The 15,257-nt window shown below is 68.2% G+C and carries 15 protein-coding genes; 3 read left to right on the forward strand and 12 right to left on the reverse strand.

Going from position 1 to position 15,257, the window contains the following annotated elements:
- Positions 1-25: 25 nt before the first annotated feature.
- Positions 26-1,447 carry a serine/threonine-protein kinase gene (locus PWF70_RS19990; RefSeq protein WP_286352753.1) on the forward strand — a complete coding sequence of 474 codons (1,422 nt, stop codon included), beginning with the start codon at positions 26-28 and terminating at the stop codon, positions 1,445-1,447.
- A 68-nt stretch (positions 1,448-1,515) separates the two neighbouring features.
- Here PWF70_RS19990 and PWF70_RS19995 read toward each other — a convergent pair whose 3' ends face one another.
- From PWF70_RS19995 to hpt, 9 genes are all read right to left on the reverse strand, one after another.
- Positions 1,516-2,301: a hypothetical protein gene (locus tag PWF70_RS19995; protein ID WP_286352754.1), complete on the reverse strand. Its 786-nt coding sequence runs from the start codon at positions 2,299-2,301 to the stop codon at positions 1,516-1,518.
- 291 nt (positions 2,302-2,592) lie between these two features.
- Positions 2,593-3,777 (reverse strand): DUF6779 domain-containing protein, encoded by a 1,185-nt coding sequence (locus PWF70_RS20000; RefSeq protein ID WP_286352755.1) that lies wholly within the window; start codon positions 3,775-3,777, stop codon positions 2,593-2,595.
- A gap of 160 nt (positions 3,778-3,937) precedes the next feature.
- The gene (locus PWF70_RS20005) at positions 3,938-4,453 is read right to left on the reverse strand and encodes a DUF3180 domain-containing protein (protein WP_286352756.1); all 516 of its coding nucleotides are present in this window, start codon (positions 4,451-4,453) and stop codon (positions 3,938-3,940) included.
- On the reverse strand, positions 4,450-4,977 hold the full coding sequence (gene folK, locus PWF70_RS20010) for a 2-amino-4-hydroxy-6-hydroxymethyldihydropteridine diphosphokinase (protein WP_286352757.1): 528 nt from the start codon (positions 4,975-4,977) through the stop codon (positions 4,450-4,452). Before folK ends, PWF70_RS20005 begins: the two co-directional genes overlap by 4 nt.
- The gene (folB, locus tag PWF70_RS20015; RefSeq protein WP_119033146.1) at positions 4,977-5,345 is read right to left on the reverse strand and encodes a dihydroneopterin aldolase; all 369 of its coding nucleotides are present in this window, start codon (positions 5,343-5,345) and stop codon (positions 4,977-4,979) included. The genes folK and folB overlap by 1 nt, the downstream gene beginning before the upstream one ends.
- Positions 5,338-6,246 carry a dihydropteroate synthase gene (folP, locus tag PWF70_RS20020; protein WP_465396164.1) on the reverse strand — a complete coding sequence of 303 codons (909 nt, stop codon included), beginning with the start codon at positions 6,244-6,246 and terminating at the stop codon, positions 5,338-5,340. The genes folB and folP overlap by 8 nt, the downstream gene beginning before the upstream one ends.
- 17 nt (positions 6,247-6,263) lie before the next feature.
- Positions 6,264-6,875, reverse strand: coding sequence for a GTP cyclohydrolase I FolE (gene folE, locus PWF70_RS20025; protein ID WP_005197834.1), 612 nt, complete (start codon positions 6,873-6,875; stop codon positions 6,264-6,266).
- A 10-nt stretch (positions 6,876-6,885) separates the two neighbouring features.
- Positions 6,886-9,297: an ATP-dependent zinc metalloprotease FtsH gene (gene ftsH / locus PWF70_RS20030; RefSeq protein WP_286352758.1), complete on the reverse strand. Its 2,412-nt coding sequence runs from the start codon at positions 9,295-9,297 to the stop codon at positions 6,886-6,888.
- A 180-nt stretch (positions 9,298-9,477) separates the two neighbouring features.
- Positions 9,478-10,041 (reverse strand): hypoxanthine phosphoribosyltransferase, encoded by a 564-nt coding sequence (gene hpt / locus PWF70_RS20035; RefSeq protein ID WP_042378024.1) that lies wholly within the window; start codon positions 10,039-10,041, stop codon positions 9,478-9,480.
- A 316-nt stretch (positions 10,042-10,357) separates the two neighbouring features.
- On the opposite strand from hpt, the gene PWF70_RS20040 reads away from it, so the two are divergent.
- A complete protein-coding gene (locus PWF70_RS20040; RefSeq protein ID WP_196222014.1) occupies positions 10,358-11,080 on the forward strand; it encodes a DUF8020 domain-containing protein in 723 nt (240 codons plus the stop codon).
- A 27-nt stretch (positions 11,081-11,107) separates the two neighbouring features.
- Here PWF70_RS20040 and tilS read toward each other — a convergent pair whose 3' ends face one another.
- From tilS to dacB, 3 genes are read right to left on the reverse strand one after another with little or no spacing between them, the layout of a single operon-like run.
- The gene (gene tilS / locus PWF70_RS20045; protein ID WP_042378022.1) at positions 11,108-12,064 is read right to left on the reverse strand and encodes a tRNA lysidine(34) synthetase TilS; all 957 of its coding nucleotides are present in this window, start codon (positions 12,062-12,064) and stop codon (positions 11,108-11,110) included.
- Entirely contained in the window at positions 12,043-13,131 is a 1,089-nt protein-coding gene (locus PWF70_RS20050; protein WP_286352759.1) for an Rv3626c family coenzyme F420 biosynthesis-associated protein, read from the reverse strand. Before PWF70_RS20050 ends, tilS begins: the two co-directional genes overlap by 22 nt.
- Entirely contained in the window at positions 13,128-14,528 is a 1,401-nt protein-coding gene (gene dacB / locus PWF70_RS20055; protein WP_483154548.1) for a D-alanyl-D-alanine carboxypeptidase/D-alanyl-D-alanine endopeptidase, read from the reverse strand. Before dacB ends, PWF70_RS20050 begins: the two co-directional genes overlap by 4 nt.
- 188 nt (positions 14,529-14,716) lie before the next feature.
- Between dacB and PWF70_RS20060 the strand changes: the two genes are divergently transcribed.
- Positions 14,717-15,229, forward strand: a complete 513-nt coding sequence (locus PWF70_RS20060) for an inorganic diphosphatase (RefSeq protein WP_006357037.1) — start codon at positions 14,717-14,719, stop codon at positions 15,227-15,229.
- Positions 15,230-15,257: the final 28 nt, after the last annotated feature.

The following is a 15,257-nucleotide window of genomic DNA, read 5'->3' on the forward strand; positions in this document are numbered from 1 at the left end:
TCGACCGACCTCAGGGGATCCGCAGATGAGCCTGGAAACGGGTACCCAGTTCGCCGGCTACACGATCGTGCGCAAGATCGGCGCCGGCGGCATGGGCGCGGTCTACCTCGCGCAACATCCTCGACTCCCCCGCCTCGACGTCATCAAGGTGCTCGCCGAGCACGTGTCCAACGATCCGACCTTCCGGGCACGCTTCACTCGCGAAGCCGACCTGGCCGCCCAACTCGACCATCCGTGCATCGTCAGCGTCTACGACCGCGGTGAGGTCGACGGCCGGCTGTGGATCTCGATGCAGTACGTGGCCGGCACCGATGCGGCGGCCCTCGTCAAGGCGTCACCCGGAGGACTTCCGCTCGATGACGTCGCGGCGGTGTGCGATTCGATCGGCGCCGCCCTCGACCATGCCCATCGCCACGGGCTGCTGCACCGCGACGTGAAACCCGCCAACATCCTCATCAGCGCAGCCGAATCCGACACCGGTGGCGCTGATGAGCGTCGTATCCGCCTGGCGGACTTCGGGATCGCCCGCCAGACCGATGGGGGAACATCGCTGACGTCGGCCAACCTGGTGCTCGGTTCGTTCCCCTACTCGTCACCCGAACAACTCTCGGCGGAGACCCTCGACGCGCGCAGCGATGTCTATTCGCTGGCCTGCTCGACCTTCGAACTGCTCACGGGCACAGTTCCGTTCACCGCCCGAACACCGATGATGATGATCCATCATCACCTCACGACACCCCCGCCGGACGTGTCGTCCCTGCGCCGCGGCCTCCCGCCGGCGGTGTCGGAGGCGGTGCGCCACGGGCTGGCCAAGAACCCCGCGGACCGGCCGCCCTCGGCAGGCGCGTTCGCCGCCGAGTTCCGGTACGCGGTCGACACCACCGGCTTCTTTCCCGCCCCGCGTCCCGGTGCCGCGGCGCCCCGAGCCCGGATGGGAGCGAGCAGTCCGATCCCAACCCAGGCCACGACGATGCGTGTCCGCGGGGTGTTGCCGCCGACCGAGGCCGCCGGCGTGGGCGCCGCGCCGGTACCGGCGAGACCGCGGCCCGCCGACACCGGCCACGTTCCCCCGGCGTCCTCACACGGTCACGGGTTCCCCGCGGCGACGGCGTACTCGGAACTCCCCGGACAGACGGTCCCCGGTCCCGCCCTCGAGTCGACGATGATCCGGGCCTCCGGGGACCTGCACGTGATCGAGCCTCCACCGCCCGAAACCGACCCGGCGCGCTACACCACGGCATCGCTGGCCTGCGGGATCGCGGCGGTGCCGCTCAGCGTCGTCGGAGGCTTCGGCCTGCCCGTCGGTGTCGCCGGCTGGTACCTTGCCGGACGCGGCCGCGCCTCCTCGGCGGCACGACTGGCCCGGATCCTGTGCGTCCTGGGAATGCTCCTCAGCCTCGGGTTGCTCGGGTTCACCATCGGCCGGGCGATCGCCCTGCAGTTCTGACGCCCGGGCGGTCGTGACCCGACTACTCCTGGGTTCACCCGTACGACGCTTTCCGCGAACGGCGAGGCTCAGAGCTGGTCGTTCGTGTACGTCGTCGGCTCAGGTCGGCCCTGTCGCGCCAGCGCACCGATCACCGCGTCGACGATCCACAGCGTCACCACACCGGCGATGATGTCGACGGAGTCGTCGAACGGCGACCGGAAGCGCGGCGAGAAGGGATCGAGGACCTCGGCCGCAGGCACCCCCAGGAGATCGCCGGTGCCGTTCACGATCGTGTCCACCGGATTCGCCGCCCACCCCTCGTAGGCATTGATCGCGAGCAAAGCGATCACCGGAGTGGCGAGAACCCACCAGAATTGTCTCCGGCGCGCTATCGACCACGCGACGATCAGCAACACGACCCACGCCGGCATGTGCTCGGAACACCAATTGAGAATCCCGTACTCACCCGAGCGGACCAGCACCGGGACCTGACCGCCCCAGAAACCCAACGCCCCGATCGCCCCGACCGGGACCGCGATGGCCGCGCGGACCACACTGCGTGACCAGAACGCGAGTACCAGGACCATGTAGACGGGCATCAGCGCCGTGAGCGTCCAGATCAGGATCAGGCTCGTCGCCGGCCCGTTGGCGACGTAGTCGGCGTAGTACTCCGGGAACGGGGTCTCGTTGAGCGGATCGAAGGTGAACAGCCACAACACCATCGGCCACCACGCGAGCAGCGGCAGGAACAGCGACACACTCACCAGCGACCGTTTGATCGCGGTCCCGCGGTCGGTGTGGCGGAGCGGCACGTAAGGGGCGCCGGCTCGGTCGACCAGATCGGGCTCACCACCTGCCAGAGCTCCGCTCATGGGGGCAGTCTAGGGCGATCGTCCAACTTCTACGGCACGAATGAACACCTACGTCACAGAAGTGATCCGACAAGATGACGGATTTGATACGAATTCGCCGAAGCGTCTGCCGACGACCGGCTCAGCGACGGGCGGAAACGGTCGGCCGGCATTGTCCGACGGCGCCCGGGGCGATGTTCGCGCGACGATTGCCGGCGTATTCGGGTCGGGTTCCGGTGAATCCCGAAAAGAATTGACTCGCCGGTAAGAAAAAGGCGGGCCGGTGTTTTGGCGACTATGGCGGCGCGGATGTCATCCCTCGCGTCGCCGGCGGCCACCACCGGTGGTGTCGGACTGCTGACGCAACTGGTTGAGCAGTTCAGAGACCGGCAGGCCCGCCGAATGCGCCGACTCGGAGTCGTCGTCGGCTGCGCGTCGGCGGCGGCCACCACCGTACGTCGAGGCGGGTCGTCCGGCACTTCCTTCGTGCCGACCGGCGGCACCGAGGAACGCGGGGGCCTCGACGTCGGAGGTCGCCGACGCTTCCTCTTCCGGTGCAGGGCCGGTCTCGGCGGACTCGGCCGGAGCTTCGGCGTTCGCAGCGGTCTCCCACTCATCGGTCGGCGTCTCGTCGACGTAGGCGGCCGAGTCGTCGGCGACGCGCGGATCGTCGTCGACGACCTCCGCGTCCGACACGTCCTCGGCAGCATCGGTGCCGGCGGTCGAGGACTCATCGGCACCCGGGGCGAACGGCTTCGAACCGGCGGAGTGCTGGTCGACCTCCTCGACCGGGACCTCGGTGGCGATGCGGCCGGAGATCGGTTCGTCGGTGATGACGGGGATGACCTCGGTCATCTCGTTCGGGTCGACGGGCCCGGTGTGGCGACCGTCGTCCGCGGTAGGCGCGGTGGCCGCGAAGTCGCGTGCGGCGCGCAGGCCGTCGTCGTCGTAGGTCGAGCGATAGGGCGGGACGCCGCCGAACTCCCCGCCGAAGGAACCCGCGTGGGCTCCGGACAGACCGGAGGCGAGCTCGCGCATCTTCTCGCTCGACAACGCGGCCCGCTGATCCGGGAGCGGTTCTCCGAGAAGCATTTCCAGACTCGAACGCAGTGCGAGCACCTGGGCTTTGAGCTCGGAGAGTTCCTCGTTGGACTCGGCGGTGATCTCCTTGCGGATGGTCGTCTCGACATCGAGCTCGTACTGACGCCGCGCGGCGATCTCCCGCTCGAGTTGCAGTTCGTAGACCAGTCGGAGGTCTCGGCTCTTGGCCTCGGCGCTCTCGGCCTGCCGCCGGAACTTGGTCACGAGGATCGCGCCGATGACCGCCGCCCACAGGGCAGCGATGACCGCCAGCGAACCCAGGATCGACAGGCGGTCGGTGAAGACCATCAGTACGCTGGCCGCGAGGGCGAGCACGATCAACAGACCGAGCAGCCATTGCGCCGCCGACCGACTTGAGCGTCGCGAGTCGGCAGAACGGCCGTTCGAGGTCGTCATGATCGTGAACTTACCCGCTGTCAGTACATTCACACGCGAACCGGGTTCGGAGTTTCTCAGATCGGCGACGTGTTATGTAGCCCATATTCGCCGAGGTCCGCCGAATCGGTTCCGCTCCCCCGTCCCGAGAATCCTGCGGCGGTTCGCCGGCGAGCGGATATCAGGATTCGCCGACGGCGGGTGGGTCCTCGGGCGCCCGGCAGCAGTACTCGAGCCACATCGCCGCGCACACCAGCACAACGCCGCCGATCAGACCGACGATCGCGCCGGGCCGGTCCTGATCGGCGGCCGTCACGTGCTGCTGTCCGAGGAGGAACACCAGCAGTCCGGTCCACACGCCGACGGCGATCGCCCCGAGAAAGGCAGATGCCTTGGCAAGGGCCAGCACTCGCGCCGCGGTCAGCGGATGCAGTTGTCCGCGAGCGCGGCCCACCTCTCGGGACTCGACCCTCGACCGCACGACGAAGGCGATGACGACCTCGAGGGCAGCCAGCACATAGAGCACGATCCCGGCCAGGAGCGGCAGCGGCGGGAAGTCGTTGTAGTTGTAGCGCACCAGAATCCACGCGGCGATCGCAGTGACCGCGGCGATGACGACGAGGTCGCGGAGTCGGGTGGGACCGAGACCGGCCTCCTCGTCGTCCTGCCCCGGACGGCGTGGGTCGGGAAGCGTCATGACGCCCCACCCCCGGCCGGGCCGATGCGCTCGACGGCACGCACCGCGTCCCGCTCGGCGGCGTCGAGGGCATCGACCAGGTCACGCACGGGCCGCTCCCCTTCCGGCGTCCACAACGTGGCCTCCGGTTCGATCTCCAGCCATGGGATGAGGACGAACGCGCGCTGCGCCGCCCGCGGGTGCGGAAGCGTCAGCACCGGGTCATCGTCGACGACGACCCGGCCGGACTCCGTCACCGAGATGACGTCGACATCAAGAGTTCGCGGCCCCCAACGCACTTCACGGGTGCGGTCGGCGGCCTGCTCCAACCCGTTGCCCCGGTCCAGCCATTGCCGTGCACTCGACGGACCGTCGACGATCAGGGTGATGTTGAGGAAGGTGTCCTGTTCGATCCCACCCCAGGGCGGTGTCGCATACACCGCGGAGACCGCGACGAGTTCGTCGGCGAAACCCTCGACGACCGACCGCAGATGGCCCAGGGAGTCCCCGACATTCGAACCGGCCGAGAGAACCGCGCGACTCATCACATGCCCTTCCTGGAGCGGCGGGTCACCACCGCGACGTCGTCGAAGGTCAGCGGGATCGGCGCCGACGGCTTGTGCACGGTGACCTCGCAGGCGGAGATGCGTTCGTCGGCCATGATCGTCTCCGCGACCTCCGCGCCGACCGTCTCGATCAGATTGCGCGGCTCGCCCCCGACGATCGCCGCGACCTGCTGGGCCAGTGCGCCGTAGTCGACGGTTTCGGCGAGATCGTCGGTGTCGGCCGCAGCACTCAGGTCGAGCCACAGGACGACGTCGATGAAGAAGTCCTGGCCGTCCTCGCGCTCGTGGTCGAAGACCCCGTGATTCCCCCGGACCTTCAGACCGCGTAGTTCGATCCGGTCAGCCATGTGACCCTCCTGCTCCGAATGTGGTGCGTGAGCCGCCCGCACGCCAGGCCTCGGCAACGGTCACGGCGTCGTAGGTGCTCGCCACATCGTGGACGCGGACGCCCCATGCGCCGGCCGCGGCGGTGAGCGCCGAGATCGACGCGGTCGCGATGTCGCGGCCGACTGGTGGACGGTCGACGCCGTCGCGACCGAGGAGGGTGCCGAGGAACCGCTTGCGGGAGGCGCCCACGAGGACGGGGAAGCCCAGTCCGATGAAGGTCGGCAGCGCGTGCAGTAGTGCCCAGTTGTGTTCGGCGGTCTTGGCGAAGCCGAGTCCAGGATCGAGGATGAGCTGGTCCGGGTCGACACCGGCGGAGACCGCGGCGTCGACCTGCGCCAGCAACTCGCCGCTGACCTCGGCGACCACGTCGCGGTAGCCGCCGACATCACCGATGCGGTGGGTGAACCGACGGTCCGTGCTCTCACCCGCCGGCCGCCAGTGCATCAGGATCCACGGCAGTCCGGCGTCGGCGACCACGCGCGCCATGTCGGCGTCGGCGCGACCACCGGACACATCGTTGACGATCGATGCACCCGCCTCGATCGCGGCGGCTGCGACGTCGGCGCGCATGGTGTCGACCGAGACGACGACGTCCTGCGCGGCGAGTGCTGCGATGACCGGGGCGACGCGCTCGGCCTCGAGGTCGGGGTCGACGCGGATGGCGCCCGGACGCGTCGACTCACCACCGACGTCGATGAGGTCGGCGCCCTGCTCGATCAACTGGAGTCCGTGCGCGATCGCCGCGTCGGTGTCGAGGTAGCGGCCGCCGTCGGAGAAGGAGTCGGCGGTGACGTTCAGGACGCCCATCACCAGAGTCCGGTGGTTCCCACCACCGGTCGGGACCGCGATCGAGGGAGTCATCGGGAGATCGGCCGGGGTCACCGGGTGATCAGGTCGAGGGCTTCGCCGCGGGATACCGCACTGGTCTTGAAGATTCCGCGGACCGCCGAGGTCGTGGTGGTCGCCCCCGGCTTCCGGATGCCGCGCATCGCCATGCACAGGTGTTCGGCCTCGATGACCACGATGACGCCGCGGGGTTCCAGTTTCCGCATGATGGCGTCGGCGATCTGGGTGGTCAGGCGCTCCTGGACCTGCGGGCGCTTGGCGTACAGGTCGACCAGCCGGGCCAGCTTCGAGAGGCCGGTCACGCGGCCCGACTCGCCGGGGATGTAACCGACGTGCGCGACACCGTGGAAGGACACCAGATGGTGCTCGCAGGTCGAGTACATCGGGATGTCCTTCACCAGCACCAGCTCGTCGTGGTCCTCGTCGAAGGTGGTGGCGAGAACCTCGTCGGGGTCGGTGTACAGCCCGGCGAACATCTCACGGTAGGCGTTGGCCACACGGGTGGGCGTCCGGAGCAGACCTTCACGGTCGGGGTCCTCGCCGACCGCCAGCAACAGCTCGCGAACCGCGGCTTCGGCGCGTGCCTGATCGAACTCCGACCGGTGTCCGTTCACCACGGTGTCGCGCCCCTCGCTGATCGTCATGCGTCAAACCTTACGAGCTTCGCCCGTCATCACCCTCACCGGCACTGTCCGGCCGGGCATTCCCGTTGTCGCCGTGCCGGCCCCAGCCGTTGGTCCCGTTGGAGGCGGGACGATCTGTCGAGGGCTGCTCCGGCGGCCATCCCGGTGCCGACCAATCGCGCGGCGCACCGTAATCCGGGCGGGTGCCGCCGGTGTACGGACCACCGGGCGGCGGAGCCGACTGACCCGGGTTCGGGTACTGGGGATTCGGATACCGGGGAGCAGGATTCTGCGCACCCGGGTACTGGGGGTCGGGGTACTGAGGATCCGGGTACTGGGGATTCGGGTACTGGGGGTTCGGGCTCCCCGATGCAGGCGGGACCGGTCCGCCCTGGGCACCCGGCTCCGGGTAGACCGGCGGGTAGTTCGGGACCTGACCCGGAACCTGCGAGCCACCCGGGTAGCCCGCACCGACGGGCTCGGGGATCTTCGCCGCTTCCGGCGGGGGCCACGGCTCACCGCGCTCGATGGCGAGCTCGCCCGGCGTCTTCACCGGCGGCTTGTCGCTCGGGGTCCGCTCGCCGAAATCGTTGAACGCGGTGATCCGCGGGCGCTTGACGACGTCGGAGAATATCTTCTCCAGGTCCTTGCGGGTCAGCGTCTCCTTCTCGAGGAGCTCGGTCGCGAGCACGTCGAGGGTGTCCCGGTACTCGGTGAGGATGGCCCACGCCTCGGTGTGCGCCGCCTCGATGAGACGACGGACCTCGTCGTCGATCTCACTGGCGATCTCCGCCGAGTAGGCCGACTGAGCACCCATCGAGCGGCCCAGGAACGGATCACCCTGGTCCTGGCCGTACCGCACGGCACCCAGCTTCGCGCTCATGCCGTATTCGGTGACCATCGCGCGGGCGATCTTGGTGGCCTGGTCGATGTCCGACGACGCGCCGGTCGTCGGCTCGTGGAAGACGAGTTCCTCGGCGGCGCGGCCACCCATGGCCATCACCAGACGCGCGATCATCTCCGACCGCGTCATCAGGTCCTTGTCCTGCTCGGGCACGGCGAGGGCGTGACCGCCGGTGCGACCGCGCGCGAGGATCGTGACCTTGTAGATCGGGTCCAGGTCTGGCATCGCCCACGCGGCCAGGGTGTGCCCGCCCTCGTGGTACGCCACGACCTTGCGTTCGTGCTCGCTGATGATCCGGCCTTTGCGCCGCGGTCCGCCGATGACCCGGTCGACGGCTTCTTCGAGCGCCTCGGCGGTGATGGTCTGTTTGTTCTCTCGCGCGGTGAGCAGGGCGGCCTCGTTGACGACGTTCGCCAGATCGGCACCGGACATGCCCGGCGTGCGCTTGGCCAGACCGTCGAGGTCGGCGTCCGAGTCGATCGGCTTGCCCTTGGCGTGCACCTTGAGGATCGCGCGGCGCCCGGCCATGTCGGGGTTGCCGACCGGGATCTGACGGTCGAAGCGACCGGGGCGCAGCAGCGCCGGGTCGAGGATGTCGGGACGGTTGGTCGCCGCGATCAGGATGACGCCCGACCGGTCACCGAAGCCGTCCATCTCGACGAGCAACTGGTTCAGAGTCTGCTCGCGCTCGTCGTGCCCACCGCCGAGGCCGGCACCGCGCTGCCGGCCGACGGCGTCGATCTCGTCGACGAAGATGATGCACGGACTGTTGTTCTTGGCCTGCTCGAACAGGTCTCGCACCCGGGACGCGCCGACACCGACGAACATCTCGACGAAGTCGGAGCCGGAGATGGTGAAGAACGGGACCCCGGCCTCGCCGGCGACCGCACGCGCCAGGAGGGTCTTGCCCGTACCAGGCGGGCCGAACAGCAGCACGCCGCGCGGGATCTTCGCGCCCAGCGCCTGGTAGCGGGCCGGGTTCTGGAGGAAGTCCTTGATCTCGTAGAGCTCCTCGACGGCCTCGTCGGCGCCGGCGACATCGGCGAAGGTCGTCTTCGGCATGTCCTTGCTGAGCTGCTTGGCCTTCGACTTGCCGAAGCCCATGACGCCACCGCGGCCACCGCCCTGCATGCGGCTCATCACGAAGAAGAACAGACCGAACAGCAGGATCATCGGCAGGACGAAGATGAGGATCTGCCAGAGCACCGACTGCTCGTTGACGTTCGTCGTGTACTTCGTGCCGGTCTCCTGGACCGCGTCGAAGATCTGTTCGCCGGCCTGCGCGGGGTACTTGGTGCTGATCTTGTCCGCGTCGGCGTCGTCGACCTTGATCGGCGAGTTGAGCTCGATGCGCAGCTGCTGCTCGCGGTCGTCGATGCTGATGAACTTGGTGTTCTTCTTGTTCAGCTGCTCCAGCGCGACGGAGGTGTCGACGCCCCGGTACTCGCGGTCGGAGTCGCTCATCACGCTCCAGCCCCACAGGGCGAGCAGGACGAGCGCCAGGATGGCGAGGTTGCGGAAGACTGTCTTACGGTTCATGCCAGTTGGTGGGGGTTCGACCGGCGAGCGGGATCGAGTCCCGGCGCCCACTTCGTTCCCATGTCCTTCCCATCGACGTACACATTGAGGCTACCGGTCAACGATCATGCTGGTGAAACCGTTCCCGTCGCAGGATCACCGCGACGGCGCGCAGGTCGTGGCGGGTTCGGGTCTCACGGATCAGCTGCTGTAGACCGCGGGCTTGAGGCGCCCGATGTAGGGCAGGTCCCGGTAACGCTCGGCGTAGTCGAGTCCGTACCCGACGACGAACTCGTTCGGGATGTCGAAGCCGACGTCGGCGACACGAACCGGCGACCGGACGGCCTCGGGCTTACGGAGCAGCGTGCACACCTCGAGACTGCGGGGCGAACGCGTGGCGAGGTTCTTCATCAGCCACGACAGGGTGAGACCCGAGTCGATGATGTCCTCGACGATCAGGACGTCGCGGCCCTCGATGTCGCGGTCGAGGTCCTTGAGGATCCGCACGACGCCGGACGATGAGGTCGACGAGCCGTAGCTCGACACCGCCATGAACTCCAGCTGCGACGGGATCGGCAGGGCGCGCGCGAAATCGGTCATGAACATGACCGCTCCCTTGAGTACCCCGATCAGGACCAGGTCGTCCTCGATGGCGGTGTACCGAGAGGCGACGGAGTGGGCTAGTTCGACGGTGCGCTGCTTGATCTGCTCCTCGGTGATCAGAACAGCGTCGATGTCAGCGGCGTAGGGGTCAGCGGACTGCACCTTTACAGCTTGTCATGTTTCGCGGGTCACATGGCCGACGGGTGGGACCGCCGCCGGAAATTACTCGCGAGTAGCGAGTAGACCGTTCGGACCAATTTTGACCGCCGAGTTGTTTGCTTGTATAACAGTCAGATAACGAACTTTAACATCAGCCCCTAGCGAAACTTTTTTTCACAATTGTTTTGCCGGGTTTGTGAACGTTGATGAACCCGCCAGCACCGTGGGTAGCAGGGGCAATTCGACCTGTGAATATGATCGATCACAGTTCCCCCATTCCCTTCCTCGGGGAACTCCCCTTCATGGAAAGAATTCCTTCATGTCAACTGAACGACAGGACGGGGCCTTGTCGCGCAAGTCCACGCGCACATTGGTCGCCGTTGCCATATCGCTTGCCACTGTTGTGATCACGGCCTTCGCCGGGACCGCGCAGGCCGCCCCCAAGCAGGTCGGGCCGGCGACCTACGACGCAACCTGGAATCAGTCGTCGCTGACCCTCACGCTGCACAATGCGTCCGCGAGCACCGATAACGGTTCGCTGACCATTCGCGGTCGCAACGGCGCGGAGCTGTTCCGTATGCCTCTTGCATATCGCTTGGAGGACCGTCAGTTCCCGATCGACGCACGTCAGGCCGGTAACAAGGTGACGCTCATTCCGTCGCGTAACAACGCGCGGTCCGTGCAGGTCAATCCGGCGGACGTCGAAAGAGTGCGTGGTTTTGCACGACACCAGGTTGCAGCGCCTCAGACCCGTCAGGAGCGCGACGATCAGGCATTGGTCCGCTTCCAGCAGCAACTGAGTGCGGGCACGTCGATCTCGTCGCTGGTCGGCACGATCGTCGGTGCAATCGTCGGCGGAGGGCTCGCTTGCCTCGTCTTCGGAATCGCCGCGCCGGTCGTCGGTTGTCTCGTCGGCGTCGCCCCCGCAGCTGCCGTCGGCGGCCTCGTCGGTCTCGTGATCGGAGGAGGCGGCACGCTGATCGGAGCCGGAATCCACTACTTCAACACGATCAACTCGCCGTTCACGCCGCCCAAGCGGTAGGTCGCAGTTCTCTCCTGGCGGTCCGTCTCACCTCTCGGTGAGGCGGACCGTCAGCATTTGACCACCACGTTCCACGACCGTGCGCACGCCCGGGTCGCCGCCGATCGCCACCTGGGCGCGCCCCGTTCCGGATTCCACGACGAGCCGATCGACCGCGGCGATCACCCGTTGCGTCGGCTCGGTCGCCCCCACTCCGAGCAACCAGCGACGGATCACCCTGGTCCGCACCGCCCTCGGCACGTCCAGCAGCGGTGCGACGTCGAGTCCGTCGACGGTTCGGACACTTCCCCACACCGTCTCCGCCCAGGCATCGAGGGCGTCGTTGTCGTCCTGCAGCGCGTCTGCGGTGCGGCCCAGCGCATCCACGACGCCTCCGCGGACCACGTCGTCGAGCAGCGGGATCACCTCGGCACGCAGTCGCACGCGGGTGAACCGCGGGTCGCGGTTGTGCGGGTCATGGTGCACCGCCAGCCCGAGTTCGGTACACACCGCCAGCGTCTGCATCCGGCGGACACGCAACAACGGCCGCCCCCAGGGGCCCTTCCACGCCCGCATACCGGCGATCGATCGTGCCCCGGAACCTCGTGCGAGGCCGAGCAGTACGGTCTCGGCCTGATCGTCGGCGGTGTGCGCGAGGAGGACCGGACGACCGTCCCGGGCCACGTCGAGCGCCGCATATCGCGCATCGCGGGCCGCGGCCTCGAGTCCCCCGCGGGTCCCGACCCTGACCTCGAGCACGCGGGCGGCGGCACCGAGTTCGCGTGCCGTCTCGGCGGCTCGGGCCGCGACGTGGCCCGAACCCTCCTGCAGACCGTGGTCGACGACCAGCGCGGTGACGTCGAGTCCCGCGCGGACGGCCGTCGCCGTGAGGGCGAGCGAGTCCGCACCGCCGGAGAGCCCGACACAGACGGCGGCGTGCGGGTCGTCGAGAACGGTGGTCGAGAAATCCGCGACCACCCGCGTCACAGCACGCGTCGAATCCATGCCTGCGGCGTGTCGATCTCGTCCGGCAGCGGCATCGTCTCGGGCGAGGTCCACACCGTGTTGAACCGCTCCATGCCGACGGTCTCGACCACCTCGTCGACGAAGGCCTTGCCGCGGACGTATTGCGCGATCTTGGCGTCCATACCGATGAGAGCGCGGATGATGCGCTGCACCGGGTTCTGCGGCGCCTTGCGGCGCTTGTCGAAGGCCGTGCGGATACGGGCGACGGACGGGACGTGGGCCGGGCCGACGGCGTCCATCACGTGGTCGGCGTGACCCTCGAGCAGGGTGCCGAGAACCATCATCCGCTGGAAGGCGTCGAACTGCTCGGGGCTCTGCAGCAGCTGCATCGCGCCGATGATGCCCTTCTCGCGGGGTTCGGAGCCCTTGAGCGCCTTGGTCATCCGCGTGACGATCTCGGTGGTCGACTCACCGGTCTCGGAGGTGAGCACGGCGACGTTGTCCTGCATGTAGTCGCGCAGCCACGGGTTGGCCGAGAACTGCACACGGTGCGTCACCTCGTGTAAGCACACCCACAGGCGGAAGTCCGAAGGCACCACCTTGAGCTGGCGTTCGACGTTGATGATGTTGGGTGTCACGACCATCAGCACGCCGGGTTCACCGGTCTCCGGGTCCGGCGTCAACGGGTCGTACTGGCCGAGGATGGCCGTGGAGAGGAAGGCCAGCAGCCCCCCGGCCTGTACACCGCCGAACTTGGCGGCGAGGCCTGACGATCCGACTCCGGCGTCGGACCCCAGCATCGATCGCATCGAGACGGAGGCCGCGTCGATCCAGCCCGAGCGGTCGAGGATTCGGGTCGTCGGGATGCGGAGTCCGTCGGCGAGACCGGTGACCTCGCGGACCGGAGCCTCCGCACGCGTCGCGGCGTCGGCGAGCTCGGCCTGCGCGGCTTCGTAGGTGTAGGCCGTGGTCTTGGGGCCGGGTCGGACGAGCCGTTTCGCCGTCGACGCGGCGAGCGGCCAGTCGATCTGCGACCCGATGCTCAGACGGGTGTCCTCACCCACCGGCTCGACCGCTGCCTTGCTGTCGGTTCCTGCCATGCTCATCGGCACCCGCACTCTCTGAGTTGACCCACCACGAAGTCCAGGGCGGGTCTCGCGTCCGCCGGCGAGGTGCCGCCGGACATGAGGGCGAACGACAGCACGCGGCCATCGATCGTTTGGACTATGCCCGTCAACGAACTGACGCCGGTGAGTGTTCCTGTCTTCGCTCGCACCCATCCGGCACCGGGTGTGGTGGCGACCGGGAACCGGTCGGCGAGGGTGCCCGTACCGGCGGCGATCGGCAGACCGTCGAGCATCGGTCGCAGCTTGGGATGCGAGGGTCCGCTCGCCGCGGTCATCACCGCGTCGAGCAGCGCGGGCGTCGTGCGGTTGGCGTAGGAGATGCCCGAGGCGTCGGCCAGCGTGGTGCCCGTCCACTGATCGGGGAAGGTGGTCGACAGGACCTCCTCGACCGCGTCGACACCGGCGGCGAGGGTCGCGGGTCCGCCGCGATGCACCGCCAGTTCGACCGACAGCGTCTCGGCGAGCACGTTGTCGCTGTAGCGGAGCATGTCGTTGACCCGGGTCACCAGCGGTGCGGACTCGACCTTCGCCACGACGCGGTCGCCGGCGGGTGCGGACGCCTCGGCGACCGGCGCGTCGACGCCGAGCGCCGCGGCCAGTGCCTCACCGGCCATGATCCCGGGCGTCGCGGACCGCGGCGAGTACTCGTCGAGCGGTTCGAGGCGGGCGCCGTCGACCATCAGCGACTCGATCGGCGCGATGTCGCCGCCCTGGATGTCCCGACGGTCCCAGGTCCGGTCCATCGTCGGGCCGGAGAAGGCGCTCAGGTCCACCGCCACCGAGGTGACCGGGATGCCGGCTTGTTTGATCTGCTCGGCGAGGTCGGCGATCCGGGCGGGTTCGCTGTAGAAGGTGTCGGCACCGGCGGGCTGCGCCGTCAGGGTCGGATCGCCGGCGCCCTTGAGGATCACCTGTCCGTTCGACCCGGCGACGACCGTCGTGGTCAGGCGCGCGTCGTGCGGCATGGCCTCGAGGAAGGCCGCGGCCGAGAGAACCTTGTCGTTCGACGCCGGGATGCGCGGACGGGTGGGGTTGCGCGACCACAGCACCTCGCCGGTCAGCGAGTCCGAGATCATGCCGCTCAGGACGCCGAGCGCCGGATTCCGCAGAGCGGGGGCGATCGCCCGGGACACACCGGCCGGCGTCGGGGCCGGAGCGGTGGCGGCGACGGGGTCGATCTGCGGGTCGAGGGAGATCGCGGCGGGCTGCGGCGGGATCCCCGGCGGCAGCTCGGCCTCCCTGTCCAGACGGAGTGCCACGACCACCGCAGCGGTCGATACCAGCGCGAGGACCACGACGGCGACGATCGTCCACCAGAGGAGTTTGCGACTGCGTGGCCTGCCATCACGACCTGCGGGTCTGGTGGTTGCGCCCACGAAGCCTCCGGATCTCTCGCACAGCTCTGACCGTTATGTCGGGTAATGCGACCTGGCACCTGATATACCCGCGAACTTCTGGGGTACGAAGTCCGAGGTCGTCGGACTAACAGTATCGTTGTTGCGACGCGCGGCCATCTGGCCGTCCGGCGATCACACCCCCCGATTCGCAACTGCCAGGAGGAACAGTGGAATTCGATGTGACCATCGAGATCCCCAAAGGTGGCCGTAACAAGTACGAGGTCGACCACGAGACGGGCAAGGTCTACCTCGACCGCTACCTGTACACCTCGATGGGCTACCCCGCCGACTACGGCTACATCGACGGCACCCTCGGTGAGGACGGCGACCCGCTCGACGCGATGGTCCTGCTGCCCGAGTCGGTCTTCCCCGGCATCATCGTGCGCGCCCGCATCGTCGGCATGTACACGATGACCGACGAGGCCGGCGGCGACGACAAGCTGCTGTGCGTGCCCGCCGGCGACGTGCGCTGGGACCACATCAAGGACATCTCCGACGTGTCGGAGTACGAGCTGGGCCCGATCAGCCACTTCTTCGAGCACTACAAGGACCTCGAGCCCGGCAAGGAGGTCCAGCCCGGTGGTTGGGTCGGCCGGGAGGCTGCCGAGAAGGTCGCCCAGGAGGCCATCGACCGTCTCGCCGCTCACCCCGACGAGGCCAACGAGCCCTCGCGCGGCTGACGCCACCCGAGCAGTCATTCACGACCGC

The organism is Gordonia sp. Swx-4 (assembly GCF_030316175.1).
Classification (GTDB): Bacteria; Actinomycetota; Actinomycetes; order Mycobacteriales; family Mycobacteriaceae; genus Gordonia; species Gordonia alkanivorans.

Coding starts and splice junctions, on each gene's coding strand:
- PWF70_RS19990 (WP_286352753.1), top strand. CDS start 26: ATGAGCCTGGAAACGGGTACCCAGTTCGCCGGCTACACGATCGTGCGC.
- PWF70_RS19995 (WP_286352754.1), bottom strand. CDS start 2,301: ATGAGCGGAGCTCTGGCAGGTGGTGAGCCCGATCTGGTCGACCGAGCC.
- PWF70_RS20000 (WP_286352755.1), bottom strand. CDS start 3,777: ATGACGACCTCGAACGGCCGTTCTGCCGACTCGCGACGCTCAAGTCGG.
- PWF70_RS20005 (WP_286352756.1), bottom strand. CDS start 4,453: ATGACGCTTCCCGACCCACGCCGTCCGGGGCAGGACGACGAGGAGGCC.
- folK (WP_286352757.1), bottom strand. CDS start 4,977: ATGAGTCGCGCGGTTCTCTCGGCCGGTTCGAATGTCGGGGACTCCCTG.
- folB (WP_119033146.1), bottom strand. CDS start 5,345: ATGGCTGACCGGATCGAACTACGCGGTCTGAAGGTCCGGGGGAATCAC.
- folP (WP_465396164.1), bottom strand. CDS start 6,246: ATGACTCCCTCGATCGCGGTCCCGACCGGTGGTGGGAACCACCGGACT.
- folE (WP_005197834.1), bottom strand. CDS start 6,875: ATGACGATCAGCGAGGGGCGCGACACCGTGGTGAACGGACACCGGTCG.
- ftsH (WP_286352758.1), bottom strand. CDS start 9,297: ATGAACCGTAAGACAGTCTTCCGCAACCTCGCCATCCTGGCGCTCGTC.
- PWF70_RS20040 (WP_196222014.1), top strand. CDS start 10,358: ATGTCAACTGAACGACAGGACGGGGCCTTGTCGCGCAAGTCCACGCGC.
- tilS (WP_042378022.1), bottom strand. CDS start 12,064: ATGGATTCGACGCGTGCTGTGACGCGGGTGGTCGCGGATTTCTCGACC.
- PWF70_RS20050 (WP_286352759.1), bottom strand. CDS start 13,131: ATGAGCATGGCAGGAACCGACAGCAAGGCAGCGGTCGAGCCGGTGGGT.